Origin of the sequence: Phyllobacterium sp. TAF24 (genome assembly GCF_052113785.1) — a bacterium.
Lineage (GTDB): Bacteria > Pseudomonadota > Alphaproteobacteria > Rhizobiales > Rhizobiaceae > Phyllobacterium.
Map to the genome: position 1 here is coordinate 15,885 of NZ_JBFRDN010000034.1, position 25,626 is coordinate 41,510.

The window sequence follows — 25,626 nt, forward strand, 5'->3', positions numbered from 1 at the left end:
GGATTGTTGCGTGACCGGTGATCTCTCTCCTCCGCTATTGGCCGTGGACAATCTTTCCGTTGAGTTTGGTCCGTCGCGGGTTGTGGAGAACCTGAGCTTTTCTGTGCGAGCAGGGCGCACCCTTGCCATTGTCGGCGAATCCGGGTCGGGCAAATCTGTCACCTCACTATCCGTTATGCGGCTGGCCGACATGATGGGCGGACAGTTTCCGACGGGTCAGGTGCTGTTCGAGAGCCGCAAGGGCCGGATCGACCTGACAACCGCAACCCAAAAAACCATGCGCGGCATTCGCGGCAAGGAGATCGCCATGATCTTCCAGGAGCCGATGACGTCGCTCAATCCGGTATTCACCATTGGCGATCAGATCGCCGAAGTTCTCGTTCTGCATGAGGGCATGTCCAAGACGGCAGCCCTCGCGGAAGCCAAAAGGCTGTTGGACCTGGTGCGTCTGCCGGATGCTACCGACTTGCTCGGGCGCTATCCGCACCAGCTGTCCGGCGGCATGCGTCAGCGCGTCATGATTGCCATGGCCCTTGCCTGCCGTCCGAAACTGCTCATCGCCGACGAGCCGACGACAGCACTTGACGTGACGATACAGGCGCAGATTTTGAACATCATCCGCGAACTGCAGGCAGAACTCGGCATGGCCGTGATCTTCATCACCCATGACATGGGTGTTGTGGCAGAAATGGCCGACGACGTGGTGGTTATGTGGAAGGGCAAGAAGGTGGAGGAAGGCCCGGTTGCCGACATTTTCGCCAAGCCGCAACATCCCTATACGCAGACATTGCTTGCGGCGGTGCCAAAGCTCGGCAGTATGACCGGCGAGGAATTTCCGAAACGCCTCCCGCTCACAATCATGGATGGCGACACACCACGTCTTGTCGGTGCTGAGTGCATCCAGAATACGGCTCGCTATGGCCTTCCGCCAATCCTTTCGGTGCGCGATCTCGTCACCCGGTTTAATATCAAGAAGGGCCTTTTTGGCGGCGTCACCCACCGGGTGCATGCGGTCGAAAAAGTATCTTTCGATATCCATCCCGGCGAGACATTGGCGCTTGTCGGCGAATCCGGTTCCGGAAAATCAACCATCGGGCGGACGATCCAGCAATTACAAAAGGAAACCTCAGGCACGATCCTCTTTGATGGCCGTCCCGTTTCCGCGATGAACCGCAATGAGCAGCAAAAACTGCGGCAGGAAATTCAGTATATTTTCCAGGACCCATTCGCTTCGCTTGATCCGCGTAAAACTGTCGGCTTTTCCATTGCCGAACCGATCCGCACCCATGGACTCATCAACGGTAGCAAACCGATCCAGAAGCGCGTCGATGAATTGCTGGAACGCGTCGGGCTAACCAGCGCTCATGCAACACGCTATCCACATGAATTCTCCGGCGGTCAGCGTCAACGCGTCTGCATTGCCCGCGCGCTTGCTTCCAATCCGAAACTAATCATCGCCGATGAGGCCCTGTCGGCGCTCGACGTGTCCATTCAGGCGCAAATCCTCAACCTGTTCATGGAATTGCAGGAACAGCAGGGGCTTTCCTATCTTTTCATCAGTCACGATATGGCTGTGGTCGAAAAAATGAGCCACCGGGTGGCAGTGCTTTATCTGGGGCAGGTCGTCGAAATCGGCACACGCCAACAAATCTTCGAAACACCTACACATCCCTACACCCAACGCCTTTTATCAGCGGTACCGGTGGCTGACCCGACCCGTGCGCGTAATCGCACCATGCTGGAGGGCGAAATACCAAGCCCCATTCGCCGGGTCGGTGATGAACCCAAGATTTTCGAACGGAAGGAAATTGCGCCCGGTCATTTTGTGGCAAGTGCAGCCTGAACCGTTTCCAACAAGACTGATTAAAAAAGAGGAGAAAACAATGACAATAAAAAAATGGGGAATACACGCGGCGTTTCTGGCGCTGGGTCTGGCAGGAACAGCTTTGCTCGCTGGCCCCGCATCGGCAGCGGGTACGCTGACCATTTCATCACCGCAGGACCCCGGCAGCTGGGACCCGATCGATACATTTCTCGTCAACTGGGCTTCGGTCGCCACCAACATCTATGATGGCCTGACCTATCGCGGCCCTGACCTGAAGCTGGTTCCCGGTCTTTCCACCGCATGGGAAGAACTCGACGAAGGCAAGCGCATCCGCTTTACCCTGCGCGAGGGCGTAAAATTCCATGACGGTGAGCCCTTCAATGCGGAGGCCGTCAAATTCACCTTTGACCGTCTGCTTGGTGAAGAAGGCAAGAAGGGGCCACAGCGTTCCAACTATGCCGCTATCGAGAGCGTTGAAATCATCGACGCCAAGACCGTCGATTTTCACCTGAAGGCACCGGACCCGGTCCTTTTGACCAAGCTTGCCGGATATGGCGCGATGATCGTGCCGCCGAAATACATTCAGGAAAAGGGTGATGACTATTTCAACGCCCATCCTGTCGGCACGGGTCCGTTCAAGGTTGTCTCCTACGAGCCGAAGATCGGCATCAAGCTGGAAGCCTTTGCCGATCATTGGGGCGGCGCACCGAAACTCTCCAATCTTGAATATCGCTTCATTGCGGAACCAGCGACCGCCGTTGCCGAATTGCAGGCGGGACGTGTTGATCTCGTCATTCCGCCAACCATTCCAGTTGGCATGATACCGACCATTCAGGCCGACCCGAAACTTGAAGTCGTCAGCACTGCCGGTCCAACCGTCTACGCCCTGCGCTTCAATACAAAGAGCGGCCCGACTGCCGATGAACGGGTGCGTAAAGCATTGATCCTCGGCGTCGACCGCGATGCCATTATCCAGTCGATCCTCGCGGGACAGGCATCGCCAATCGCCAGCTTCCAGGGCGCATTGTCCTTTGGCAACGACCCCACGATGAAGCCATTGCCCTATGATCCGGAAAAGGCGAAAGCCTTGCTGAAGGAAGCGGGCATTGCAGCGGGTACCACATTGCAGATTGATGTGCGCGGCAATGACACCACATTTAACGAAGTGTCACAGGCCATTGCCAGCTATCTTCAGGTCATCGGCATCACAGTGACAATCAAACCCTACGAGACCAACGTCTTGCTCAACGACATTATCCCAGCTGGCAAGACAGGCGCGATGTTCGAGCAGGCATGGGGTGGCTGGACGCTCGACTACGATAATACCGCCTATTCAATGTATCACTCGGGTGAGAAGTGGAACCCCTATGACAGTGACGCCAAACTGGATGCGTTGCTGGAATCCCAGCGTTCCATCACCGATCGGGCCAAGCGCGAGGAAATTCTCAAATCCATCGCCCACTACACGGCAGATCGCGCATTGGAAATGCCGCTCTTCAACTACAACGCGATTTTCGGCGTCAACAAGCGCGTGAAGAATTTCACACCCGTTCCCGATAGCCGCCTGCGGCTCACGGATGTCACGGTCGAATAATGGCAAGGGCCTGTCGCCACCGGGCGGCAGGCCATTGATTGAAGGATAGAGACGTGGCTGGTTTTCTGATCAAACGCTTTTTGCAGGCAATATTCGTCGTCATTGTTGTGACGCTCATCGTGGCATTCGCCATCCGCCTTACCGGCGATCCGGCATTGATGCTCACACAGGGGGCAGGCAGTGTCACCGAGGACGATCTTGTACGCATCCGTGAAGCTCTTGGCCTTAACCAGCCATTTCTGGCGCAATATTTCGGATTCCTGAAAGGATTGTTCACCCTCGATTTCGGCCGCAGTTTCCTTGGTGGCACGAAAGTTTCTACTTTGCTGGCAGCAGCTTTACCAGCCACGTTACTCCTCGCATTCTCCTCTCTCATCGTTTCCATCGCCATTTCCATTCCACTTGGCATCAAGGCGGCAACGTCGCGTGGCAAATGGGCGGATCAGCTTATCCGCATTCTCTCGCTCGTCGGTCTATCCTTTCCAAATTTCTGGCTGGCGCTGATGCTGGTGCTGCTGTTCGCGATCACATTGAAATGGCTACCACCCAGCGGCATGAGCGGCTTTGAAAGCTTCATCATGCCCGCCGTCACCATGGGCATCATCCTGACCGCCACCAATGTGCGGCTGGTGCGCACCGCCATGCTGGAAACGCTCAGCGCACAATATATCATGGTTGCCCGCGCCAAAGGTCTCAGTGAGAATGTCGTGCTTTACAAGCATGCGCTACGCAATTGCGCCATTCCGCTGATCACCTATTTCGGCTTGCAGTTCGGCGGCCTTCTCGGCGGAATTGTCGTGGTGGAGCGGGTGTTCAACTGGCCGGGTCTTGGCACGCTGGCATTCGATGCGGTCGGCGCGCGTGACTATCCCGTGCTGCAGGCGGTCATCACAGTCCTTTCCCTGATGATCATTGGCGTCAACCTTCTCGTCGACATTGCCTACGGCCTTGTCGACCCGCGCATCCGGACGGAGTAAGCCCATGTCTGTTACAACGACAACTCCTCGATTTGCGCGGTTCCGCAATCTGGAATTCATCCTTGGCGCTTTGCTCGCAGGTGGCATGTGCCTTGCGGTCATCTTCTCCAGCATCATCTTTCCGGGCGGCGCCGAAAAGATCGACCTGATGGCACGGCTACTCCCGCCCTTCGTCAAATGGACACATCCGTTTGGCACCGATCCACTCGGTCGGGACGTGCTCGCGCGTGTCATCACCGGCGGTAAGATTTCCCTGCAGGTAGGTTTTATCTCCGTGGCCGGTGCCGTTGTCATCGGCGTTGTGATGGGTCTTATCTCCGGTTACTACAGGGGTTTCTGGGATATGGTCGTCATGCGCTTTGCCGATGTGCAGCTCGCCATGCCGTTTATCCTTCTTGCCATCACCTTCATTGCCATTGCAGGTGGCGGGCTAACCAACATGATCATTCTGCTGATTGTGTCGCAATGGGTGCAATATGCCCGGCTGGTACGCGGCTCGGTTCTGGCGTTGCGTGATCGCGAATTCATCCTCTCCGCCCGCGCCATCGGTGTAAGGGACCATCGCATTCTGTTCCAGCATTTGCTACCCAATCTCATCGGCCCGGTCATCGTGCTGATGACGCTTAACGTTGCCACCAACATCCTGCTCGAAAGCAGCCTGACTTTCCTTGGCCTCGGCGTTGATCCACTCATCCCGAGTTGGGGTGGCATGCTGGCTGACGGACGCACCTATTTGCAGAATGCCTGGTGGGTCAGTGTCTTTCCCGGCCTTGCAATCCTCCTGACCGTACTTGGTCTTAATCTTCTGGGTGACTGGCTGCGCGACAGCCTCGATCCCACCGGCAGAACATCACGCTAATTAACAGTGAATTGAAATGACAGTCATTTATGAAGGCGGTTTTAACCGCACCCTCGACCAGCTTCTTGGCACTTACGGCAAGACCGCCGCACGCGGCACGCGTTTTGAAGCATGGTTATTCGAGGATGCTCCGAGTCGCCGGGCCGCCGAGGAAAAGCTAGCCGCGTTTGGAGTTGAGGCCCGCTTGCGTAGTGGTTACAAGCCATTGCTGCATTTCTTCCTTGAAGAGGTGGATTTGGATGCACTGAAGAGCATCTCCATCGCCTATCCCGTGCATGAGAACTGTCCGCAGAACCGGTTTCTGCTGGAAACCTATCCGCTGGCTGCCCTGACTGGAACGGCGGAATTGCGTTTCGAAATCGGGAGCAGTGCTCCATTCACCTATGATGTGGCATTGATTTACAAGGATGGCAGCAAGGCAGAACACAAGGTTTTCGCGCCAAACCGCATTCATACGGATTTCATTGGTGAAACCCTTGTCTCGCCCACAGGCTGGATCAAACTGAACGGCGCATTTGAAGGCACAAGGCTTGAAACGGACTACGAGGCTCTGTTTGCGACCGCCATGCACGCTGTGGTCGACCACGATTGGGGGAATAGAGAACCCTATTTCGACGAACTCAATATCCGTGCGACGCTTGCCATTGCCGACCAGCCATTGTCCTTCGGTGACGAGGTCATCAGCCTGCGTGAAGCGCTGCATGAGGACTTCTATTTTTCACTCCTCGAAGTCTTTCAGAAAAAATCAGGCCGCCCGCTCGGTGATCGCGGCTTGCAGCCAGGGCATATCGTTCCAGAAATCATTGAAGGTCCGGGAACGCCGACACTGCGGATCGAGACGCGTCAACTCGATACAGCGGAAGCGACAGGTAGACTTCAACGGTTGGCCACAGCCCACGCCCCCATCTTCGTTGCGCAGGTTCGCGCGGAACTTGCCAAGATCGACGGCAAAAACTTTGAGGCGCAGTCCCGTGCCGGGAGGGCGGTTCAAGCCCGTTATCACAAGGGAAGCGATGCTGCGGTCATGATCAGCGGCGGCCAGCATCCGAATGAATCAACAGGCATTGTCGGTGCGCTGCGCGGGGCACTGGCCCTTGCGGAGCGGCCCGGTACACACTTCACTGTTTCACCACTGGAAAATCCGGATGGTTATGCGTTGCATCAACGCCTTCGCGCTGACAATCCCCGGCACATGCACCATGCGGCTCGCTATACGGCGCTTGGTGATGATCTGGAATACCGCACCGGAACGGAGCTGCGCGAGAAGGCAATCCGCGTTGAAGCGCAGCGCCTGAGCGGCGCACAATTGCATATCAATCTGCACGGCTATCCTGCTCATGAATGGACGCGGCCACTCTCCGGTTATGTCCCGCGTGGCTTTGCCATGTGGACCCTGCCAAAAGGCTTTTTCCTGATTATGCGGTATCAGGAGGGATGGGAAGAACGGGCCGAGCGTTTCATGGACACTGTGACAAAACGGCTGGCAGCAGTACCGGGACTTGTCGCTTTTAATAATGAGCAGATCAGGCTTTATGAAATCCACGCGGGCGAAACCGGCTTTCGCATTATCAATAGCTTTCCCTGCATGATCTCGGTCGATAGCAGACACGACGTGCCCCTTACATTGATCACTGAATACCCCGATGAGACCATCTATGACGAGGCTTTTATTGCTGGACATACAGCACAGATGGAGACAGTTCTCGCGGCTTACGACGCGTTTCAGATGATCGAAGCACTGGCTTAATGTTCAGCGCTGATTGATCCCCTTGAGGAAGGCGAGCACAGCATTATTGAACAATTTCGGCCTTTGCAGCGGCGCGAAATGGCTCACGCCGGGGAGGGTGATTAGCGCTGCCCCCGGAATGCTGCGGGCAAGGTATTCTGCATGTTCCGGCTTGATGAATTCATCATGCTCGCTCTGCACAATCGTGACAGGCACGCGAATAGCCGCCAAATCCTCAGCCGTGTAATTTGGTTCCGTCCCCATCATCAGGCTGACAGCATCAACGAATGGTTGAAAGGCATCAGGCGTAGTAGAAAGTTCGGCATAATCCTTAGTGTGGCGAGCAAAACATCGTTCGACAACCGGAGTAAATACAAACTCTTTGGTACCGCTCGGGTCCATATTGCAGCCGAAGAAGAAAACGCCATCCACACGATCAGGTGCTTTTGACGCAAGGACAAGAGCGATGCACGCGCCGTCGCTCCAACCCACGAAAGCCGCTTCCTGCAAATGCAGCACATCCATAACAGCCAAAGCATCAGATGCCATCAATTCATAGGTGTAAGGCCGTGAATCGCATGTGCTGCGGCCGTGTCCCCGACTGTCAATAACGACGGCACGATAGCCGGAACTGGTGAGTGCAGGAATCTGGTAGCCCCAGTTGCCACCATGGCCGAGGCCACCATGCAGCAGGATTACCGGAGCACCTGCCCCATAGGAAGCATACCAAATCCTGGCACCATCGTGTTCGACATAGCCTTGATCTGATGTCACTTGCAAAGGCGCCGCGCCATGAGCCTCAAAGTTCTTCAGATCGTCATCGTGTGTTTCCATTCTGATTGGTCCTTGCTGAGGAACAAGATTCAAACAGCGCCTGACGACACTTGCAATAAGGGAAATATTTCAGTGGGCGAGACTTGCGACACCAAGCAATTGATCAACCGTATCCCTGTCCTTCGATAGTTGATCGGATGAACCGTCCCAGACAATGCGGCCGCGCTCGAGAATAATGACACGTTCGGCAAATTCCAGCGCACTTTGAATACGTTGTTCGACCAGCAGAATTGTCATTTCGCCGCTGGAGGCAAGGCGCGAAAATGCCGCCATGAGTTCCTCGCAGATGACAGGGGCAAGTCCTTCCAGTGGCTCGTCCAGCAAAAGCAGGGAAGGACGGCCAAGAATGGTCCGCGCCGTCGATAGCATCTGTTGTTCGCCGCCCGAAAGCTTTGAACCGGAATTTGCCCGTCGTTCATAAAGCCGTGGGAACATGTCATAGGCTTCCTGCAATGCACTGCGCGGCCTGCCTTTCAGCCCGACAAACAGATTTTCCTCCACCGTCAGCGATGGAAAAATGGCGCGTGACTGCGGAACGAAGCCGAGACCGTTCCGGGCGCGGGCGGCGCTTTCCAGAGCAGTCAGATCGCTATCGCCGAGTTTGATGGTTCCTTCGTAGCGCTTTGTCTGCCCTGCAAGCGTGGCAAACAATGTTGTCTTGCCAACGCCATTACGACCGAGCACGGCAACGCGGGATCCCGCCTCGGCGGTGAAGGTGATGTTTTCAATGACGCGCGTCGGGCCATAACCCGCGCTGAGGTTTTTGACTTCAAGCTGCGCTGCTGGCATGGGCATAGCTCCCCAGATAGGCTTCGCGCACCCGCGCATCATCGGTTACCGCGCGCGGCGAACCATCGAAGATGATTTCTCCGGCAGCCAGCACCACAACCCGTTTGGCAAAACGGAACACAAGGTCCATGTCGTGCTCGATCATCAGCACCGCGAGATCATCTGGCAGTTGCGCAAGAGCGTTTTCAATCAGGAATGTATCGCTATGCGGCACTCCTGCCGCTGGCTCGTCCAACAGCAATACTTTTGGCCGCAATGCCATCGCGAGGGCGATTTCCAAGAGGCGTTGCTGCCCATAGGCGATCTCACCCACCGGCACAGTGGCGAGCGTACCGAGATTGAGTGTTTCAAGGATAGAACCCATTTCGCGCATCACCTGCGGCATGGCATGGAAATTCCCCGCCAAACGCCCGGACTTGCCTTCGCGCTGCAAGATGGCAAGTGCCACATGCTCTTCCGGCGTCATTTCCGAAAACAGCCGCGTAACCTGAAACGAACGCACAAGACCCGCCTTCACACGCCGCATCGGGTTGAACTTGGATATGTCCTCACCATCCATCAACACCCGGCCGGAATTTGGCTGCAAATGCCCGGTTACCAGATTGACGAAAGTGGTTTTCCCCGCACCGTTGGGACCAATCAGCGCAATCCGGTCACCTTTTGCCATGGACAGCGAAACGTCCTTCGTAACATCCAACCCGCCAAAGGATTTTTTCAGCCGCTCGACTTCAAAGATCGCACTCATTGACGGCTCCCGATGAAACGTTTCATGAGGGTTACTGCCGTGCCATAAAGACCCTTTGGCGCGAAGAGCACGACGGCAATCAGCAATGCACCAACAATGGTCAGCCAATGGAACGGGTTGGCGGCGGACACCACATGTTCGAACCACATAAAGACAATGGTCCCGACCAAGGCACCATAGAGCGAACCCGCACCGCCCAGCACCAGCATAACCAGCGCTTCGGCTGAATTGGTGAAACTCAGGCTGTCCAGCCCAACGACCTGGGTCGAGACCGCATTGAGCGCTCCGCCTACGCCAGCAACGGCACCCGAAATCACATACATCTTGATCAAGCTTGCCTTGACCGATGCCCCCATAGCGCTCACCCGGATTGGATCTTGGCGGATGCCGCGGCACAGCATGCCAAAGGGTGAGCGGACAAGGATACGCAGCAGGACAAAAACAAGGATCAGCAGAACAATACCGAACACATAGGCCGTCCGCCCCCAGAGGTCGAAGGCAAAGAGACCGAAGACCGGATCGGGCGCAATGCCGGAAAGACCATCGCTGCCACCCGTATAGGTAGAGGCTTTGTTGGCTGCTTCGTGGAAAAGATGAATAACCGCGATGGACAGGACCAGTTGAGCCAGTCCGTGACCGCGCAGGATAACGACACCTGAGACAAGGCCCGCAACAGCGCCCGCTACCGCCCCGATGGCAACCATGCTGAGTGGTTCTGTGATGCCGAAAGTAACAGCAGCAATACCAGCCGCATAGGCTCCGGCACCGAAAAGTGCTGCATGGCCAAGCGTGGCAACACCGCAATAGCCCGTGACGAGATCAAGCGACAGAACCAGCAGCATAATCGCGATGATGCGCGTGAGCAGCGCCAGATTGTCAGGGAACAGGAAATAGCCAGCAACGGCAGCGACGCCGATAATAAGAACGCCTGCCAGATCACGCTGCCAAGGGCGGCGCATTGGTTTTGCCTGTTCAAAAGGAGCAGAGATTTCGGTAGCGCTCATATCACTTGGCCCTCCCGAGAAGTCCACGCGGGAAGACCCAGACAATGGCGATCACTGCAAGATAGAAGAAAAACTCGCCATATTCAGGGACGAGGTAACGTCCCGTTGTGTCGATGGCACCGAGCAGCAGGCAGGCAATGAGCGCGCCCGGAATGGAACCTGCACCGCCAACCGAGACAACAACAAGGAAGGTCACCATATAGCGCAGCGCATAATAGGGTTCGACTGGCAGAAGTTCCGCGCCGATGACACCACCAAAAGCGGCAAGGCCAACCGCAAGGGCAAAGCTTGCCGCATAGACAATACGCGTGCGGACTCCAAGCGAGGCGGCCATGGCGGTGTTATCAACCGAAGCGCGCAACTTGACACCGAATGACGTGCGCTCGATGAGAAACCACAGGCCGAGCGCGACGACAACACCGCAGCCAATGGCAAAAAGTTTGTGTGCCGCGATAGTACGGAAACCGAGATTAACAGGCCCTTGCAACTCAGCGGGCAGTGGGATGGTTTTCAATGTCGGACCGAAGACATAATTGGCAAGGCCGATGACACAGAACGTAATGCCGATTGTCATCAGCACCTGTGTCAGTTCCGGCGCGCCATAGATGCGGCGATAAAGGAAGCGCTCCAGCGGGATGGCGATAATGATTGTACCGATGACAGCCAGAATAATGGCAAAACCATAGGGCAGACCCAGATCGCGAGCCGCATAGGAGGCAATATAGCCGCCGATCATTGCAAAAGCGCCATGGGCAAGATTGACGACCCGCATCAACCCCATGGTTACGGACAAGCCGATGGAAATGATGAAAAGCACCATCCCATAGGCAAGCGCGTCAACACCAATGCTGAAGAAAACCTGCATCAAATCATCCCGGTTGAAACCGGCGCTGTTACCGCTCCGGGCCATTCATCAATCAAAACTACTTTGCCGCTGCCAGACCGGGGTCCGGCTGCTTTTCAAAGGTCTTGATCTCCTTGTTGTAATAGGCACCATCGCTGCCCTTGGCGACTTCGCGCAGATAGATATTCTGCGTGATATGCCGGGTTTCCGGATCGATAGACACGGGACCGCGTGGGCTTTCCCAGGCGAGGCCCTTCACCGCATCAACAGCTTTTTTGGCATCCTGCTTGCCGCCTGTGGCTTCGATCATCTTGTAAATGACATGCATACCGTCATAGGCACCCACCGAAGGGAAAGACAGTTCTGCCGGATTGCCGATGGCTTTGCGTGCTGCCTCGACAAAAGCCCGGTTTTCGGGCGAGTCATGCGCAATGGCGTAGTGGAACGTCGTAAGAATACCGAGCGCCGCATCGCCGAGCGCGGGCAAATCGGATTCCTGCGTCAGGTCACCAGGTGCGAGAAACTGAACGCCGGCTTCCTTCAGGCCATTCTCATTATAGGCTTTGACGAAACCGAGCGTCGTTGGGCCCGATGGCAGAAAGGCAAAGACAGCCTGCGCACCGGAATTGCGCACGCGCTGCATGATCGGGCTGAAATCATTGGTCGACAGCGGCATGCGGATGGATTCGACAACCTTGCCACCTTCCTTTTCGAAAGTGGTTTTGAAAGCGTTTTCCGCATCGACACCCGGACCATAATCACTGACCACGGTGATCGCCTTCTCGACACCGCGCTCACGCGCGATCTTGGCCATAGGGGCTGAGGTCTGCCATGTGGTGAACGACGTGCGCACCACATAGGGGCTCTTGGTGACAATGGCTGATGTAGCGGCGTTCATCACCACGAGTGGCACATTCGCCTGCTGTAAAAGCGGCGTTACCGCCATGGCATCAGGGGTGAAATAGAAGCCCGCAAGATATTGCACGCCTTCCTTGACCACCAGTTCCTGCGCCAACGCCTTTGATTGGGCTGGATCAGCTTGTGGCACATCGCGATAAAGCACTTCGATTGTGTCATTGCCGATCTTGTTGCCGTGCGTGGCAATATAGGCGTCAATGCCAGCCTTGAAGTTCTTGCCCTGAATGGCGAACGGGCCCGAGAATGGGCCGACCACACCAATTTTGATCACATCCGCATAGGCAGCACCGCTGAGCAGAATGGCTGCCGCTGCAGCCAGAATAAGCTTTTTCATCATTCCTCCCTTTGATCCCCTGCCGGCCAGATTATTTCTCCCATCTGGTCCGTTTGGAATGTTTCGTTCAATGTCTCACACCAGTTGGTAATGTAAAATGAAAACTATGCGCCTTTGCATAATCGCCAAGTTATGATTCTCCGGAAACGGCGCTGTTCCCCAGTCTCTCTATGGAAGACAACAAGCTGATCGTTGTCCGCAAAGAATTGGCGGCCGCGGTGACCATGGATGGCAGGATCAACCATTCAAGCGTCCATGCGGACCCTGATCGTTCCTGTTCATGTACAAGCGCCTGATGCATGCCGGAAAGCTGAACGGCGTTATAGCGCGCAAGCGTGACAAGCAGTTCCGCCTGAACCGGATTTTGCTTGTGCGGCATGGCCGATGAACCACCGCCGCCACTGAGGCTGATCTCGCTACCGGATTGTGCGAGCAACGCGATATCCTGCCCGATTTTCCCCAGACTTCCCGTGACAAGCGAGAGCAGACCGGCAAAATCGGCGATACGATCCCGTTGGCTGTGCCATTGCGGCGCATTATGCAGGCCGAGCGCTGCCGCAAGCCGTTCGCGAACCGCATCCGCCTTACCGCCAAGCTTTTCCAGCGTGCCAGCAGCGCCGCCAAATTGAACGACAGGAAAGGACTGCTTGAGAAACGCCAGCCGCTGTTTATCGCGCAGGAGCGGTTCGCGCCACGCTTCGATACGATCATGTGCGGTGATGGGAATTGCCGCTTGCATACGCGTATATCCCATCAGACTATTGCCTCCGAACGCAGTATCAATGCGATTGAGCCCGGTGATTATATCGCCGAGGCCACTATCCAGATGAGAGAGCACCGGCTTCAAACGGATCATCAGGCTCGTATCAATGACATCCTGACTGGTTGTGCCGAAATGCAGCGCGTTGCGATGTGCTTCTGGAATTGTCGCACGGAGCTGGCGTATGAGTTCCGGCACAACAACGCCATCGCGTGCAGTGGCTGCTTTCAAGGCTGCCATGTCAGGTGCGAAAGACTGACAGGCACTTGCAATGACATGTGCGGCTTCACCGGCAATTACGCCTTCGCCCGCTTGTGCCTGAGCCAATGCCGTCTCGAAATCAAGCATGGCGGCGATTTCGACACGCGCTGAAAACCAGTCCGTTGCCGCCTCGTTGCCGAGAAGGCCAGATAGGAATGGATGATCGAAGGGCGAAATACTCATCGGTCAGATATCCCGGATATCTTAGATATCGAAGAAGACAGTTTCTTTCTCCCCCTGCAGACGGATATCGAAGTGATAGGTCGAACCATCCTTGCGGGCGAGAAGCGTTGGCACACGATTGCGATGCTCGATCCGCTGAAGCACCGGATCTTCCGCATTTGCGGCTTCCTCATCGGCAAAATAAAGACGGGTTTGCAAACCGATATTGATACCGCGTGCCACGATCCATAGCGTCACATGCGGCGCCATCAACCGCCCGTCTTTGTAGGGCACACGTCCGGGCTTGATTGTCTCAAAAATATACTCGCCGGTTTCAATATCCGTCGGGCAACGGCCCCATCCGCTAAAATTTGCGTCTGCCGCGCCGCGCATTTCCGACGGACTGTTGTAGAGGCCTTTGGCATCCGCCTGCCAGACTTCGACAAGCGCATCGCGCAGCGGCGTACCCGTACCGTCAAAAATACGACCGCGCAGGGTAACGCGCTCACCAAACGTCTGGTCATTGACCATGGAGGCACCAAGGTCAGCCTCATAAACGCCAGTGATCCCGGAGAAATTTGGCGTGCAGCCAATATGCACATAGGGACCGGCCGTCTGCGACGGTGTTTCCTTGAGAAAGCCCAGAGACTGCACCATCAATTGCCCTCCAGACGGTTCTCAAACAGCGTGGAGCGGCGGCCACGCAACACGATATCAAACTTGTAGGCCCGTGCATCCATGGGGATGGTGTTCTGCCGGTCAAGCGCGGCAATCAACTGCTCGATTGCCGCTTTATCAGGGATCGATTTGACGATTGGGCATTGCCAGATCATCGGATCGCCTTCGAAATACATCTGCGTGATCAACCGCTGGGCAAATCCATGACCGAAAACCGAGAAATGGATATGGGCGGGGCGCCAGTCATTCACACCATTGGGCCAAGGATATGCACCGGGCTTGACGGTGCGAAAACGATAATAGCCATCTTCATCCGTGATCGTCCTCCCACAGCCGCCGAAGTTCGGATCAAGCGGCGCAAGGTAGCCTTCGCGTTTATGGCGGTAACGTCCACCAGCATTTGCCTGCCAGAATTCGAGTAAAGCACTGGCCACGCCGACGCCGCGCTCATCCACCACACGGCCATGCACGATGATACGCTGGCCGATGGCGCTTTCACCCGGTTTGGCAAAATTATGGATCAAATCATCATCAAGCTCGCCGAGCAGCGAATGGCCGAACACGGGGCCGGTGATCTCAGACAGTGTATTGTCCAACGACAGCAGAGCCCGCTGCGGCGAGCGGACAATACTTGTCTTATAATCAGGCGTATAGGCAGGCGGATGCCATTGCCTGTCGCGCTGGAAGAATGCACCGGTTTCCGGTTTTCTGTTGGACATTGCTGCCTCCCGTCACGCTGCCTGCTCGGCTTCCAGTTCCTTATAGACCTGCTTTGCCAGCTTGATCGCATGATTTGCCGCTGGAACACCCGCATAAATTGCAACGTGCAACAGTGCCTCGCAAATATCATCCTGGGTCGCGCCTGTATTGGCAGTAGCGCGGATATGCATGGTCAATTCGTCGTCCTGCCCCAGCGCTGCCAGAAGCGCGATTGTGACAATCGACCGCTCGCGCTTTGTCCAGCCGGGACGGGACCAGACATGGCCCCAAGCCGCTTCCGTGATCAGGTCCTGAAAAGGCTGATCAAATCCGGTCTTGGTGGTTTCCACCCGGTTGACATGCTCTTCACCCAGAACAATCCGGCGTGTCGCCATGCCCTGCAGATACCGGTGTGAAGGGGTAGCCGCGTCCGTCATGATTTTCCTCCAAGCTTGAATTCGTCAATAAAGGCTCGCATCACCGCAACCAGCATTTCCGGTTGTTCGACGCAGGGAATATGACCTGCATCCTTGATGACTTCGTAACGTGCCCGTGGAATAAGTTTTGCAAGCTCAAGCACCAGATCGGGTGGGGTCGAGCCGTCCTGATCGCCAACAACGCAGATTGCAGGCACAGCAATGCGTTTTGCCGCTTCGGTGAAATCCGCATCACGCAGAGCAGCACAGGTGCCGCTATAGCCACTCACTGGCTGGCGAACGACCATGTTGCGATAGCCTGCGAGATCATTGGCGCGCTCGTTATGAAAAGCCGATGTGAACCAGCGTTGCAAAATACTATCGGCAATTGAAGCGATACCGCTTTCATTCACCGCATCAATACGCGCATTCCAGAATTCCGCTGTGCCAATCTTGTGCGCTGTATCGCACAGGATCAGTGCCTGCACCAATTCCGGCCGCGTCGCATAAAGGCCCTGCGCCACAAGCCCGCCGACCGACAGGCCGCAAATGACCGCATCCTTGACGGAAAGATAATCCAGCAAGCCAGCCAAATCCCCGACATGATCGTCAATGGTATAAGGCGTGCTGCCAGTATCCGACAGACCATGGCCGCGCATATCATAAGTGACAATGGCGAACTCACCGACGAGCCGGATAATCACATCCCGCCAGATGCGAAAATCCGTTCCAAGTGAATTGGCGAAAACCAGCACAGGTTTACCTGCGGGCGCACTGATCAACTGATAATGCAGCGTGACGCCATTGATATGAGCAAATTGCACCGAAACCCTCCCGGATGACTTATCTGGACAATGGATTATGTATTTGGTTCAGTAAAATGATATCTTGCCGCATTCGCTTAACCCTGGGGTTATGAAAACACATGATTGATGGCCGCATCAAGTTCCGCCACCTACAAACCTTTCTCGAAGTCGCCCGCCAGAAAAGCGTGATGAAGGCAGCAGCGATTCTACATATCAGCCAGCCCGCTGTAACCAAAACCATTCGTGAAATGGAAGAGGTACTCGGTGTTGCCATGTTTGAGCGTGATGGTCGTGGCATCCGTATCACACGGTTCGGTGAAGTATTTTTGCGCTATGCGGGAGCGGCGATTACCGCGCTGCGGCAAGGCATCGATTCCGTCACCAACGAGCAATCAGGGGAGGGTATCCCCATTCGGATGGGTGCCTTGCCAACGGTTTCAACCCGCATCATGCCGCAGGCCATCAGCCTGTTCCTGCAGGAAAAGACCCAGAGCAGATTGAAAATCGTCACCGGAGAAAACGCCGTTCTGCTCGAACAATTGCGGCTGGGCGATCTCGACCTTGTGGTTGGCCGATTGGCTGCGCCGGAGAAGATGACCGGCTTTTCCTTCGAACATCTTTATTCTGAGCAGGTGGTTTTTGCCGTAAGTGCACACCATCCTTTGCTTGATGCCAGCGAGGACATTTTCAACAGACTGGCCGAGTTCCCGGTGCTTATGCCGACACGCGCATCCATCATCAGGCCTTTCGTCGACCGGTTTCTTATTGCCAACGGCGTCGCCAAACTTCCGCACCAGATCGAGACGGTTTCCGACGCTTTCGGCAGAGCCTTTGTGCGCTCCCATCATGCCGTGTGGATCATCTCAGCCGGGGTGGTTGCCAGCGACGTTGCAGACGGTATGCTTGCACTCCTGCCGATCGATACCACCGAAACAAAAGGGCCAGTTGGTCTCACCACCCGCGCCGATGTTACTGCCTCACTGCCGCTGATGATCCTGATGCAGACGATCCGCGAGGCAGCAGACGCGCTCAAAGGCTAGCCTAAAAAGGCAGTCCCACATAGTTCTCGGCCAGTGCTGTCGAAGCTGCGCGGGAATGGGTAAGATAATCGAGTTCGGCCTCCTGAATTTTCTGTACGAACGCGTCGCTATCGGGAAAGCGGTGCATCAGCATCGTCATCGACCAGGAGAAGCGCACGGCTTTCCACACGCGTAAAAGCGCACGGCGTGAATAGTCATCAAGACCGGCCATACTCTGATCCGCGTAATATTCACGCAAACCCGCAAACAGATAGTGTACATCACTTGCTGCAAGATTGAGCCCCTTTGCCCCCGTCGGCGGCACAATATGAGCAGCATCGCCAGCCAGAAACAGGCGCCCGAAGCCCATGGGTTCAGCAACAAATGAGCGAAGCGGAGCAATGGACTTTTCGAACGAAGGTCCCATTGTCACAGCCGCCGCATCTTCTTCGGGCAGTCTGCGCCGTAACTCATCCCAGAACCGGTCGTCCGACCAGTTCTCCACTTTGTCATCAAGTGGACACTGGACGTAGTAGCGGCTGCGGCTCATGGAACGCATCGAGCAAAGTGCGAACCCTCGTGAGTGATTGGCATAGATCAGTTCGTGTGCGACGGGCGGCACATCGGCGAGAACACCCAGCCAGCCGAAAGGATAGTTGCGTTCAAATGTCCGGATAGCCTTCTCGGGTACCGAACGGCGGCTGATGCCATGAAAGCCATCACATCCGGCAATAAAATCGCAATCGATGCGATCAGCCTTTCCATCTTTCTCGAAGGTGACAAACGGCTTGTTCGTATCAAAATTATGGATGGCAACATTGTCTGCCTCGTGGATCGCCAGCGCCCCACTCTCTGCACGTTGTTGCATGAGGTCGCGGGTCATTTCAGTCTGGCCATAGACCGTAACCCGCTTGCCACCAGTCAGGTCGAAAAGATCAATACGATGGTTGCGCCCATCGAAGGCCAGTGAAAACCCATCATGCGGCAGACCTTCTGCACGCAAGCGCGTGCTGGCTCCCGCGTCATCCAGCAGTCGAACCGTGCCTTCCTCCAACACTCCGGCGCGAACACGGCCGAGAATATAGTCCTTGCTCGCCCGGTCGAGGATGATGTTGTCGATGCCCGCCCGGGTCAGGAGTTGACCGAGCAAAAGCCCGGCGGGCCCGGACCCAATGATAGCCACTTGCGTACGCATGATGCCTCCCAGCATGAAATATGCGCGTAAGGCTAGCGTCGGTAAGCATATGAACAATGGACTTATCCGGCAAAAAACAGGACAATCTGAACATTGGTGGCGGGAGGAACCGATGCGGGGAGCAGTACCAACCTATGATCTTTACGGGGAGAATCATCCGAAACGGCCCGACTTCTGGCTGCATTGGGAGACAATTGCCTCAAGAAGCCAATTACATAACTGGGAAATCAAGACCCACCGTCACGATGCATTCTTTCAGATTTTGTACTTTCGTGGCGGCACCGGCGACGCCGTCTTTGGTTCTCAAAGCCATCCCATATGCCCGCCTGTTATGATCACCGTGCCACCGAAATGCGAGCACGGCTTTCGATTTTCGCGGAATATGGACGGCATTGTGATGACGATGCTCGCCTCGCGTTTTGGCTCTTCCGGGCGCCCCGTTTGCGATGCCGGGACACAGCCAAGATTGATCTCGCTGACATCTGGTCACGCGGACACAATCTTTCTTACGCAAAGTATCGAGCGTCTGAGCGCGGAACTGATATCAGGCAGCGCTTTTCACGATGATCTCGTGGAGTCGTATCTCAAGACAATTGTGCTTTTGGCTGTGCGGATGACACCCCCTCAACACCCCAACACCAGTGACGGAACAGGAGACCGTCTGAAACTATTGCAAACATTGGTCAATCAGCATTTCCGCAATCATCATCCTGCGGAATTCTACGCTGCGCATCTTGGCTTATCGGCAACGCATCTCAACCGTATCGTCAAGGCTGCGACGGGACAAAGCACCAATGGCTTACTTGCGGGCCGTCTTGTCGATCAGGCGAAACGCGATCTGGTGTTCACTTCGGCCAGCATCAAACAGATTGCTTATGATCTGGGCTTTGCCGACCCTGCCTATTTCACACGATTTTTCACTAAGGAGACGGGCAGGACACCGCGACAATACCGCACCGAACAAAGCGCCAGAATGGTTGTTTAGTTCAACTGCACCTATACCAAAACTCCAGCTATCGTATCTCGTGTTGATTGCATCACAGGCAGGTATCGCTCGACCATTTCTTCGACCGTAACGCGCGGTGCCTGAGCGCCGATATTGATGGCGGCGATGGTGATGCCGCGTGTGTTGCGCACCGGAACAGCGATGGAACAAAGGCCAATCTCCAACTCCTGATCGATCACCGCATAGCCCTGCAAGCGGACTTTGCGCACTTCGTCCATCAATTCCGGAACTGACGTTTTCGTACGCGGTGTATTTGCCGTGCGGTTGCTATCCTCAAGAATACGCCGCGCCTCGTCATCGCTCATCGCCGCCAGAAGAACCCGGCCCATTGAAGAGCAGTAAGCCGGGAGGCGGCTACCCGGATTGAGATTAATCGACATGACACGCTTATGCGAAGCGCGAGCGATATAGACAATCTCGTTGCCGTCGAGCACCGAGGCAGATGCGCTTTCGCCGGTTTTTTCGGAAAGCTGGTCCAGAAATGGTTGCATCAACCGGGGTAGGGGCGTGGATGAGAGGTAGGAATGGCCGAGGCGCAGGATACGCGGCGTCAGAGTGAAAAACTTGCCGTCATAATCCGCATAGCCAAGCTGGGTGAGGGTCAGAAGGCAGCGGCGTGCCGTGGCCCGTTCCAACCCGGTCATCCGCGCAATATCCGTGATCGACAGGCGAGAATTGACCGCATCAAAAGCTTCAATGACAGAAAGTCCTTTGGCAAAGCCACTGATGAAATCGGTTTCGCGCATTCATTTCAACCTAATTTATGGGGATTTTCGGATAGATTGTGCGATATACGAACAAATGTCAAATAACGCACAAAATACATTGACGTGCCGAACCTGACGGGACTACGCCATTGGTGCAGATGGAGGTTTGCATCAGACATCGGCGCATGTTCGTCGGTCGGTGACCAAGCAGGGAGAGAGACGTGGCGAAAATCTGTACGCTTTCCGAAGCGATTGAGGACAATGTCAGGGATGGCGACACACTTGCCATGGAGGGGTTTACCCACCTCATTCCCTATGCGGCTGGCCACGAGATTATCCGGCAGGGCCGCAAGGACCTCTTTCTTGTTCGCATGACGCCGGACCTTATCTATGATCAGTTGATCGGTGTTGGTGCGGCTCGCGGTATGAAGTTTTCCTGGGGTGGTAATCCCGGTGTGGGTTCATTGCACCGCTTCCGTGATGCGGTCGAAAACCAATGGCCGCGGCCGCTTGCCATCGAGGAACATTCCCATGCAGCCATGGCCAACGCCTATGAAGCAGGCGCTGCCAATCTGCCTTTTGCCATTTTGCGCGGTTATATCGGCGCCGACCTTGCCAAGGTCAATCCCAACATCAAGTCCATCACATGTCCCTTTACAGGCGAGGTGCTCGCCGCTGTTCCGTCCATTCGTCCTGACGTATCGATCATCCATGCGCAGCGTGCCGACCGGCAAGGCAATGTGCTGATCGAGGGCATTACCGGAGTGCAGAAGGAAGCAGTGCTTGCCGCCCGCCGCTCCATCGTGACAGTCGAGGAAATCGTCAACGAGTTGAACCCGCCATCACCCAATGCAGTCGTCTTGCCCCATTGGGCTATCAGTGCAGTCGTACATGTACCGGGCGGCGCTTTTCCATCCTATGCCCATGGCTACTACCCACGCTCCAATGCTTTTTACATTGCGTGGGACAAGATCGCGCGTGATCGCGAGAGTTTCACGGCTTGGATCAAGGAGAATGTCCTTGCCGGCAAGCCCGAAGATTTTGCCCGCCATGCCGTCAGGCATGCGGCAAATGCGGCGTAAGGAACCGGATCATGACGCAGGATTTCACACCCACTGAAATGATGACCATTGCTGCTGCCCGTGCGCTCACCAATGATGATGTCTGCTTTGTCGGAATTGGTGCGCCTTCAGCTGCCTGCAATGTGGCACGGCTCACCCATGCGCCCGATATCACCCTGATCTATGAAAGCGGCACGATCGGCACCAAACCGGATGTATTGCCGCTCTCCATTGGCGATGGCGAGCTTTGCGATACCGCGCTGTTTACCGTTTCGGTGCCGGAAATGTTTCGTTACTGGCTGCAGGGCGGGCGTATTACCACAGGGTTTCTCGGCGGAGCGCAGATAGATCGCTTTGCCAATCTCAACACCACTGTCGTCGGTCCCTATGATACGCCGAAGGTACGGCTGCCCGGTGGTGGCGGTGCCCCGGAAATTGCCAGCAATTGCGGCCAGATTTATATCACCATGGCGCTGACCAATCGTGGTTTTGTCGACCATCTGGATTTCATAACGTCCATGGGCCATGGCGAAGGCGGCGATCATCGCGCGCGACTTGGAATGAAAACCAAGGGTCCAACCCGTGTCATTACGGATCTTTGCATTTTCGAACCGGACCCGGCCACGAAGGAGTTGACCGTAGTATCCATCCACCAAGGTGTGACGCGCGGGCAGATTGAAGAGAATTGCGGGTGGCCTGTTCGGTTTGCTAAAGAGACCGTCGAAACACCCGTTCCCACTGAAACCGAACTCTCAGTGCTGCGCGATATCAACGCACGCACGAAACGAGCGCATGAGGCAGCCTGATGTCCGAAGCCTTTATTTGTGATTATATCCGCACGCCCATCGGCCGTTTTGGCGGGGCGTTGTCCTCGGTTCGACCGGATGATCTCGGTGCCATCCCGCTGAAAGCATTGATACAGCGGAACGGTTCCGTTGACTGGGAAGCCATCGGCGAAGTCTTTTATGGCTGCGCCAATCAGGCAGGCGAGGACAACCGCAACGTCGCGCGCATGTCCCTGCTTCTTGCCGGACTACCGGTAGGCGTACCGGGTACGACGATGAACCGCCTGTGCGGCTCGGGTATGGATGCGGTTATCGCAGCGGCGCGGGCGATCAAGGCCGGAGAAATGGAAATAGCCATTGCGGGCGGTGTTGAATCCATGTCGCGTGCGCCATTCGTTTTACCGAAGGCTGAAGGGGCTTTTTCGCGCCATGCGGAAATTCACGACACAACCATTGGTTGGCGCTTCATCAACCCGCTGATGCAGCAGCAATATGGCATCGACTCCATGCCGGAGACTGGCGAGAACGTTGCCGAGGATTACAACGTCTCGCGGGCCGATCAGGACGCTTTTGCGGTACGGTCGCAGCAAAGGGCAGGAGTTGCCATGGACAGCGGTCGGCTCGGTCGCGAGATAACTCCTGTGATTATTCCCCAACGCAAAGGCGACGCGATAACCGTGGATCGCGACGAACATCCCCGCCCGCAGACGACACTTGAACAACTGACTAAATTGCCGACCCCATTCCGCAAGGGCGGATCGGTAACCGCGGGGAATGCATCAGGCGTTAATGACGGCGCAGCCGCTCTGATCATTGCTTCCGAAGCTGCCATAAAGAAATACGGCCTCACTCCCATCGCCCGGATCGTCGGCGGCGCAACCGCTGGTGTTCCACCACGCATCATGGGTATTGGCCCGGTTGCAGCAACGCGCAAACTCTGCGCGCGGCTTGGCCTAACACCACAGGATTTCGATGTGATCGAACTCAACGAAGCCTTCGCCTCGCAGGGCCTTGCCACTCTGCGCGAACTCGGGCTTGCCGACGATGCCGATTATATCAATCCGAATGGCGGTGCGATTGCACTTGGTCATCCCCTTGGCATGTCCGGCGCGCGCATCGCCGGGACGGCAGCATTGGAGCTTGGTATCAGAGGCGCAAAACGCGCCCTTGCCACCATGTGCATCGGTGTCGGTCAGGGTATCGCTGTCGCGCTTGAACGTGCCTGATAAAGCATTATGCCGGGCACTTAGCCCGGCATAATCACCGCTTAGCAGATTTTGATCAGACGGCGATCCGGGATTCCGACTGTTCCAGAGTTTTTAGAATGGCAAGCTGCCGTTCCCAGGCCAAAGCATCGCCAACGATAAGGTCGAGGTCAGCACGCTTGGGCTCAAAGCCGAACAGTGTCCGCACACGCTCGTTACCCGCAACAAGAACAGCGGGATCGCCGGCACGGCGCGGTGCCGTCCGAACCTCGAAATCAACACCCGACACGCGTTTGACCGCATCAATGATCTCAAGCACTGAATAACCATAGCCATAACCGCAATTGGCTGACGTACTGGTTCCACCTGCCTCCAGATAATTCAGCGCGCAGAGATGGGCCTGTGCCAGATCGCTGACGTGAATGTAATCACGGATGCAGGTGCCATCGGCGGTCGGATAATCCGTACCGTAAACCTCAATATGCGAGCGTTCACCGGTCGCGGCCTGACTGGCAATCTTGATAAGATGTGTGGCGCGCGGGAACGACTGACCCGAACGCAATTGTGGATCGGCACCTGCCACGTTGAAATAACGCAGCGCCACATAGTTGAATTCCGGATGGGCAACAGCGGCATCGCGAAGCATCCATTCGGTCATCAACTTGGATGTGCCGTAGGGCGAGATTGGCTGATGCGGCATGTCCTCGGTGATCGGCGTGCGCTCCGGTTCGCCGTAGATGGCAGCCGTCGATGAGAAAATAAAATGCTTGATGCCTTCGGCAATGACTGCCTCAATCAGAGCCCGCGATTGCACCGTATTGTTGCGATAGTAATAAAGCGGGTCCTTCACCGAATCCGGCACGACGATTGATCCGGCAAAATGCAGGATCGCAGTAACATTGTGTCGACGGATCAGATCGCGCACCAGTGCCTGATCGCCGATATCGCCCTGCACAAACGGTACATCATCCGGCACCAGCCAAGCGAAACCACAGCTCAAATCATCAAGCACCAGCACCGATCGGCCAGCATCCTTGAGGGCAAGCACCATGTGACTGCCGATATAGCCGGCGCCACCAGAAACGAGAACAGTCATGGGAGGAACTCCTGCAATTTTGTTGGAGATATCTATGTGATGGAGCGGCTTGTGCCAATTCGACAATAGTTGTTATACCTCCTGTCCTACGGTTTGTTTTCCTCCCAAGGAAATTGTGCTGCTATTCGTTATGCGACCCAGCGAGCGGCGTCCGTTGCACGTCTGCCCGTTTCAGTCATTTTATGATCGACATTGTTTTCAGTCAGGAAAACATTCATCTCGCCATAGGTCTCGAACCAGGCGCGGTTGTATTTATCAAACAGCGACTGATCCCAGTAATCCTCCAGCCTGAATGGCTTGTCACTGAACACGTCATAACTCGGAATCTTGTAGGTCTCGGCGAATTCGACGGTGCGGCTGTCATAGGTGAAATAGATCGACGGAATACCATTGGCCAAAGCCATGAGATTGCCGTGCAATCGGTAGCCAAGCACCAGTTGATGCGACCGCACCAGCTTTTCGTAATCAGCAACTACATCGGAATAGTACATGCGCTCGCGATAGAGCTTTTCGATTGCTTCATCGAAATACCAGTCGGAGACCCAGCGGTTTCCCTTCAACGAGGCAATCGCCTGTTCCTTCTGCTCATCAGTGCCGAAAACCATCTTCTTCTCTTCCACTTCACCCTGCGCCATCAGGGTAATGTCAAAGCGTTTGGCCATTTGCTTGATGAGTTCACGGTGCAGGGTCAGATAGCGCTGGATATCCTGCGCATAGGTTGGCGACACTTCGCGGCGGACAGTCACACCAACCTTTTTTACCGTATCCAGATCAGGCAATTTAATGCGCAGATGCTGGTTGTTCCGGCGGAAAGCCGTGGGGCAACCAATGATCCGCACATTCTTGATGCCGATATCATTGAGAACCTGCGCCGAATAGGCACCTCGCACGCCGATGGACGTGGTGGAATCGGCAATGAGACGCCAAACCGCCTTGGATTCTTCCGAGAGCTCCAGCTGACCTTTGACCGGCGCCTGAGCACCAACGCCAAAAGCGATAACCGGCAATCCCAACCGCTTGAGAACCGGGATTGTGTCTCGCCAGTTCATTTCCTTGTTGATGTAGTTGGACCCGCGCAGGATGACATAGTCATATTCCTCGCGCAGTTGATCAATCTTCTCCATCAGCGGATTAACGATGGGAAGCTCGCCGACCTTATCGTAGTTCAACAGTTTCAGTGACGATTCGAAAACGAAAGCGTCGCCAATGTTGTGGTAGTGATCAATACTGCGCTGAATGTCACTGTGCTTGTACCAGCGCACATTATCATGATCGTATACTTCACCGGCGGGGATCAGTACGAGGACGCGTGCCATGAGGT

Annotated in this window: 25 protein-coding genes; 10 read left to right on the forward strand and 15 right to left on the reverse strand. The window is 55.6% G+C overall.

Going from position 1 to position 25,626, the window contains the following annotated elements:
- The first annotated feature begins 10 nt into the window (after positions 1 to 10).
- The 5 genes from AB4Y96_RS22345 to AB4Y96_RS22365 are packed head-to-tail and all read left to right on the forward strand — an operon-like array spanning position 11 to position 7,002.
- Positions 11 to 1,843 carry an ABC transporter ATP-binding protein gene (locus AB4Y96_RS22345; RefSeq protein WP_441919980.1) on the forward strand — a complete coding sequence of 611 codons (1,833 nt, stop codon included), beginning with the start codon at positions 11 to 13 and terminating at the stop codon, positions 1,841 to 1,843.
- A gap of 40 nt (positions 1,844 to 1,883) precedes the next feature.
- Positions 1,884 to 3,419, forward strand: a complete 1,536-nt coding sequence (locus AB4Y96_RS22350) for an ABC transporter substrate-binding protein (RefSeq protein ID WP_441919982.1) — start codon at positions 1,884 to 1,886, stop codon at positions 3,417 to 3,419.
- A gap of 53 nt (positions 3,420 to 3,472) precedes the next feature.
- Complete coding sequence (locus AB4Y96_RS22355) at positions 3,473 to 4,396, forward strand: ABC transporter permease (protein WP_091886249.1); 924 nt, start codon at positions 3,473 to 3,475, stop codon at positions 4,394 to 4,396.
- Between the two features lie 4 nt (positions 4,397 to 4,400).
- Entirely contained in the window at positions 4,401 to 5,255 is an 855-nt protein-coding gene (locus AB4Y96_RS22360) for an ABC transporter permease (protein WP_441919984.1), read from the forward strand.
- 16 nt (positions 5,256 to 5,271) lie between these two features.
- Positions 5,272 to 7,002 carry a M14 family metallopeptidase gene (locus AB4Y96_RS22365; protein ID WP_441919986.1) on the forward strand — a complete coding sequence of 577 codons (1,731 nt, stop codon included), beginning with the start codon at positions 5,272 to 5,274 and terminating at the stop codon, positions 7,000 to 7,002.
- A 3-nt stretch (positions 7,003 to 7,005) separates the two neighbouring features.
- Here the strand turns inward: AB4Y96_RS22365 and AB4Y96_RS22370 are convergent, their stop codons facing one another.
- From AB4Y96_RS22370 to pcaD, 11 genes are all read right to left on the reverse strand, one after another.
- Complete coding sequence (locus AB4Y96_RS22370) at positions 7,006 to 7,815, reverse strand: alpha/beta fold hydrolase (RefSeq protein ID WP_441919988.1); 810 nt, start codon at positions 7,813 to 7,815, stop codon at positions 7,006 to 7,008.
- A 69-nt stretch (positions 7,816 to 7,884) separates the two neighbouring features.
- Positions 7,885 to 8,604 (reverse strand): ABC transporter ATP-binding protein, encoded by a 720-nt coding sequence (locus tag AB4Y96_RS22375; protein ID WP_441919990.1) that lies wholly within the window; start codon positions 8,602 to 8,604, stop codon positions 7,885 to 7,887.
- Complete coding sequence (locus AB4Y96_RS22380; RefSeq protein ID WP_091886236.1) at positions 8,585 to 9,349, reverse strand: ABC transporter ATP-binding protein; 765 nt, start codon at positions 9,347 to 9,349, stop codon at positions 8,585 to 8,587. The genes AB4Y96_RS22375 and AB4Y96_RS22380 overlap by 20 nt, the downstream gene beginning before the upstream one ends.
- Positions 9,346 to 10,353, reverse strand: a complete 1,008-nt coding sequence (locus tag AB4Y96_RS22385; RefSeq protein WP_441919992.1) for a branched-chain amino acid ABC transporter permease — start codon at positions 10,351 to 10,353, stop codon at positions 9,346 to 9,348. Before AB4Y96_RS22385 ends, AB4Y96_RS22380 begins: the two co-directional genes overlap by 4 nt.
- Before the next feature lies 1 nt (position 10,354).
- Complete coding sequence (locus AB4Y96_RS22390; protein WP_091886314.1) at positions 10,355 to 11,218, reverse strand: branched-chain amino acid ABC transporter permease; 864 nt, start codon at positions 11,216 to 11,218, stop codon at positions 10,355 to 10,357.
- Between the two features lie 58 nt (positions 11,219 to 11,276).
- Positions 11,277 to 12,449 carry an ABC transporter substrate-binding protein gene (locus AB4Y96_RS22395; protein ID WP_441919994.1) on the reverse strand — a complete coding sequence of 391 codons (1,173 nt, stop codon included), beginning with the start codon at positions 12,447 to 12,449 and terminating at the stop codon, positions 11,277 to 11,279.
- Between the two features lie 130 nt (positions 12,450 to 12,579).
- Positions 12,580 to 13,653, reverse strand: a complete 1,074-nt coding sequence (locus AB4Y96_RS22400; RefSeq protein ID WP_441919995.1) for a 3-carboxy-cis,cis-muconate cycloisomerase — start codon at positions 13,651 to 13,653, stop codon at positions 12,580 to 12,582.
- Positions 13,654 to 13,674: 21 nt separating this feature from the next.
- A complete protein-coding gene (gene pcaG, locus AB4Y96_RS22405; protein ID WP_441919997.1) occupies positions 13,675 to 14,289 on the reverse strand; it encodes a protocatechuate 3,4-dioxygenase subunit alpha in 615 nt (204 codons plus the stop codon).
- Positions 14,289 to 15,029, reverse strand: coding sequence for a protocatechuate 3,4-dioxygenase subunit beta (pcaH, locus tag AB4Y96_RS22410; protein WP_441919999.1), 741 nt, complete (start codon positions 15,027 to 15,029; stop codon positions 14,289 to 14,291). The genes pcaG and pcaH overlap by 1 nt, the downstream gene beginning before the upstream one ends.
- A 12-nt stretch (positions 15,030 to 15,041) precedes the next feature.
- Positions 15,042 to 15,446, reverse strand: a complete 405-nt coding sequence (gene pcaC / locus AB4Y96_RS22415; RefSeq protein ID WP_112529414.1) for a 4-carboxymuconolactone decarboxylase — start codon at positions 15,444 to 15,446, stop codon at positions 15,042 to 15,044.
- Complete coding sequence (gene pcaD / locus AB4Y96_RS22420) at positions 15,443 to 16,249, reverse strand: 3-oxoadipate enol-lactonase (protein ID WP_441920001.1); 807 nt, start codon at positions 16,247 to 16,249, stop codon at positions 15,443 to 15,445. Before pcaD ends, pcaC begins: the two co-directional genes overlap by 4 nt.
- 101 nt (positions 16,250 to 16,350) lie before the next feature.
- On the opposite strand from pcaD, the gene pcaQ reads away from it, so the two are divergent.
- Positions 16,351 to 17,271, forward strand: coding sequence for a pca operon transcription factor PcaQ (gene pcaQ, locus AB4Y96_RS22425; protein ID WP_441920003.1), 921 nt, complete (start codon positions 16,351 to 16,353; stop codon positions 17,269 to 17,271).
- 1 nt (position 17,272) lies between these two features.
- On the opposite strand, the gene pobA is transcribed toward pcaQ, so the two are convergent.
- Positions 17,273 to 18,445 (reverse strand): 4-hydroxybenzoate 3-monooxygenase, encoded by a 1,173-nt coding sequence (pobA, locus tag AB4Y96_RS22430; RefSeq protein WP_441920004.1) that lies wholly within the window; start codon positions 18,443 to 18,445, stop codon positions 17,273 to 17,275.
- 112 nt (positions 18,446 to 18,557) lie between these two features.
- Between pobA and AB4Y96_RS22435 the strand changes: the two genes are divergently transcribed.
- Positions 18,558 to 19,430 (forward strand): helix-turn-helix domain-containing protein, encoded by an 873-nt coding sequence (locus AB4Y96_RS22435; protein ID WP_441920006.1) that lies wholly within the window; start codon positions 18,558 to 18,560, stop codon positions 19,428 to 19,430.
- An 11-nt stretch (positions 19,431 to 19,441) separates the two neighbouring features.
- On the opposite strand, the gene AB4Y96_RS22440 is transcribed toward AB4Y96_RS22435, so the two are convergent.
- A complete protein-coding gene (locus AB4Y96_RS22440) occupies positions 19,442 to 20,197 on the reverse strand; it encodes an IclR family transcriptional regulator (RefSeq protein ID WP_441920008.1) in 756 nt (251 codons plus the stop codon).
- A 182-nt stretch (positions 20,198 to 20,379) separates the two neighbouring features.
- Here AB4Y96_RS22440 and AB4Y96_RS22445 point away from each other — a divergent pair, with 182 nt between their 5' ends.
- Genes AB4Y96_RS22445 through pcaF form a run of 3 tightly spaced genes read left to right on the forward strand, consistent with a single transcriptional unit; the run spans position 20,380 to position 23,230 of the window.
- Positions 20,380 to 21,240 (forward strand): CoA transferase subunit A, encoded by an 861-nt coding sequence (locus AB4Y96_RS22445; RefSeq protein ID WP_441920010.1) that lies wholly within the window; start codon positions 20,380 to 20,382, stop codon positions 21,238 to 21,240.
- Between the two features lie 11 nt (positions 21,241 to 21,251).
- Complete coding sequence (locus AB4Y96_RS22450) at positions 21,252 to 22,025, forward strand: CoA-transferase subunit beta (RefSeq protein ID WP_441920012.1); 774 nt, start codon at positions 21,252 to 21,254, stop codon at positions 22,023 to 22,025.
- On the forward strand, positions 22,025 to 23,230 hold the full coding sequence (pcaF, locus tag AB4Y96_RS22455) for a 3-oxoadipyl-CoA thiolase (RefSeq protein WP_441920014.1): 1,206 nt from the start codon (positions 22,025 to 22,027) through the stop codon (positions 23,228 to 23,230). Before AB4Y96_RS22450 ends, pcaF begins: the two co-directional genes overlap by 1 nt.
- 55 nt (positions 23,231 to 23,285) lie before the next feature.
- On the opposite strand, the gene galE is transcribed toward pcaF, so the two are convergent.
- Together galE and AB4Y96_RS22465 are read right to left on the reverse strand one after the other, a co-directional pair.
- Positions 23,286 to 24,305 carry a UDP-glucose 4-epimerase GalE gene (galE, locus tag AB4Y96_RS22460; RefSeq protein ID WP_441920016.1) on the reverse strand — a complete coding sequence of 340 codons (1,020 nt, stop codon included), beginning with the start codon at positions 24,303 to 24,305 and terminating at the stop codon, positions 23,286 to 23,288.
- A 128-nt stretch (positions 24,306 to 24,433) separates the two neighbouring features.
- Positions 24,434 to 25,621 (reverse strand): polysaccharide pyruvyl transferase family protein, encoded by a 1,188-nt coding sequence (locus tag AB4Y96_RS22465; RefSeq protein WP_441920017.1) that lies wholly within the window; start codon positions 25,619 to 25,621, stop codon positions 24,434 to 24,436.
- Between the last annotated feature and the right edge of the window lie 5 nt (positions 25,622 to 25,626).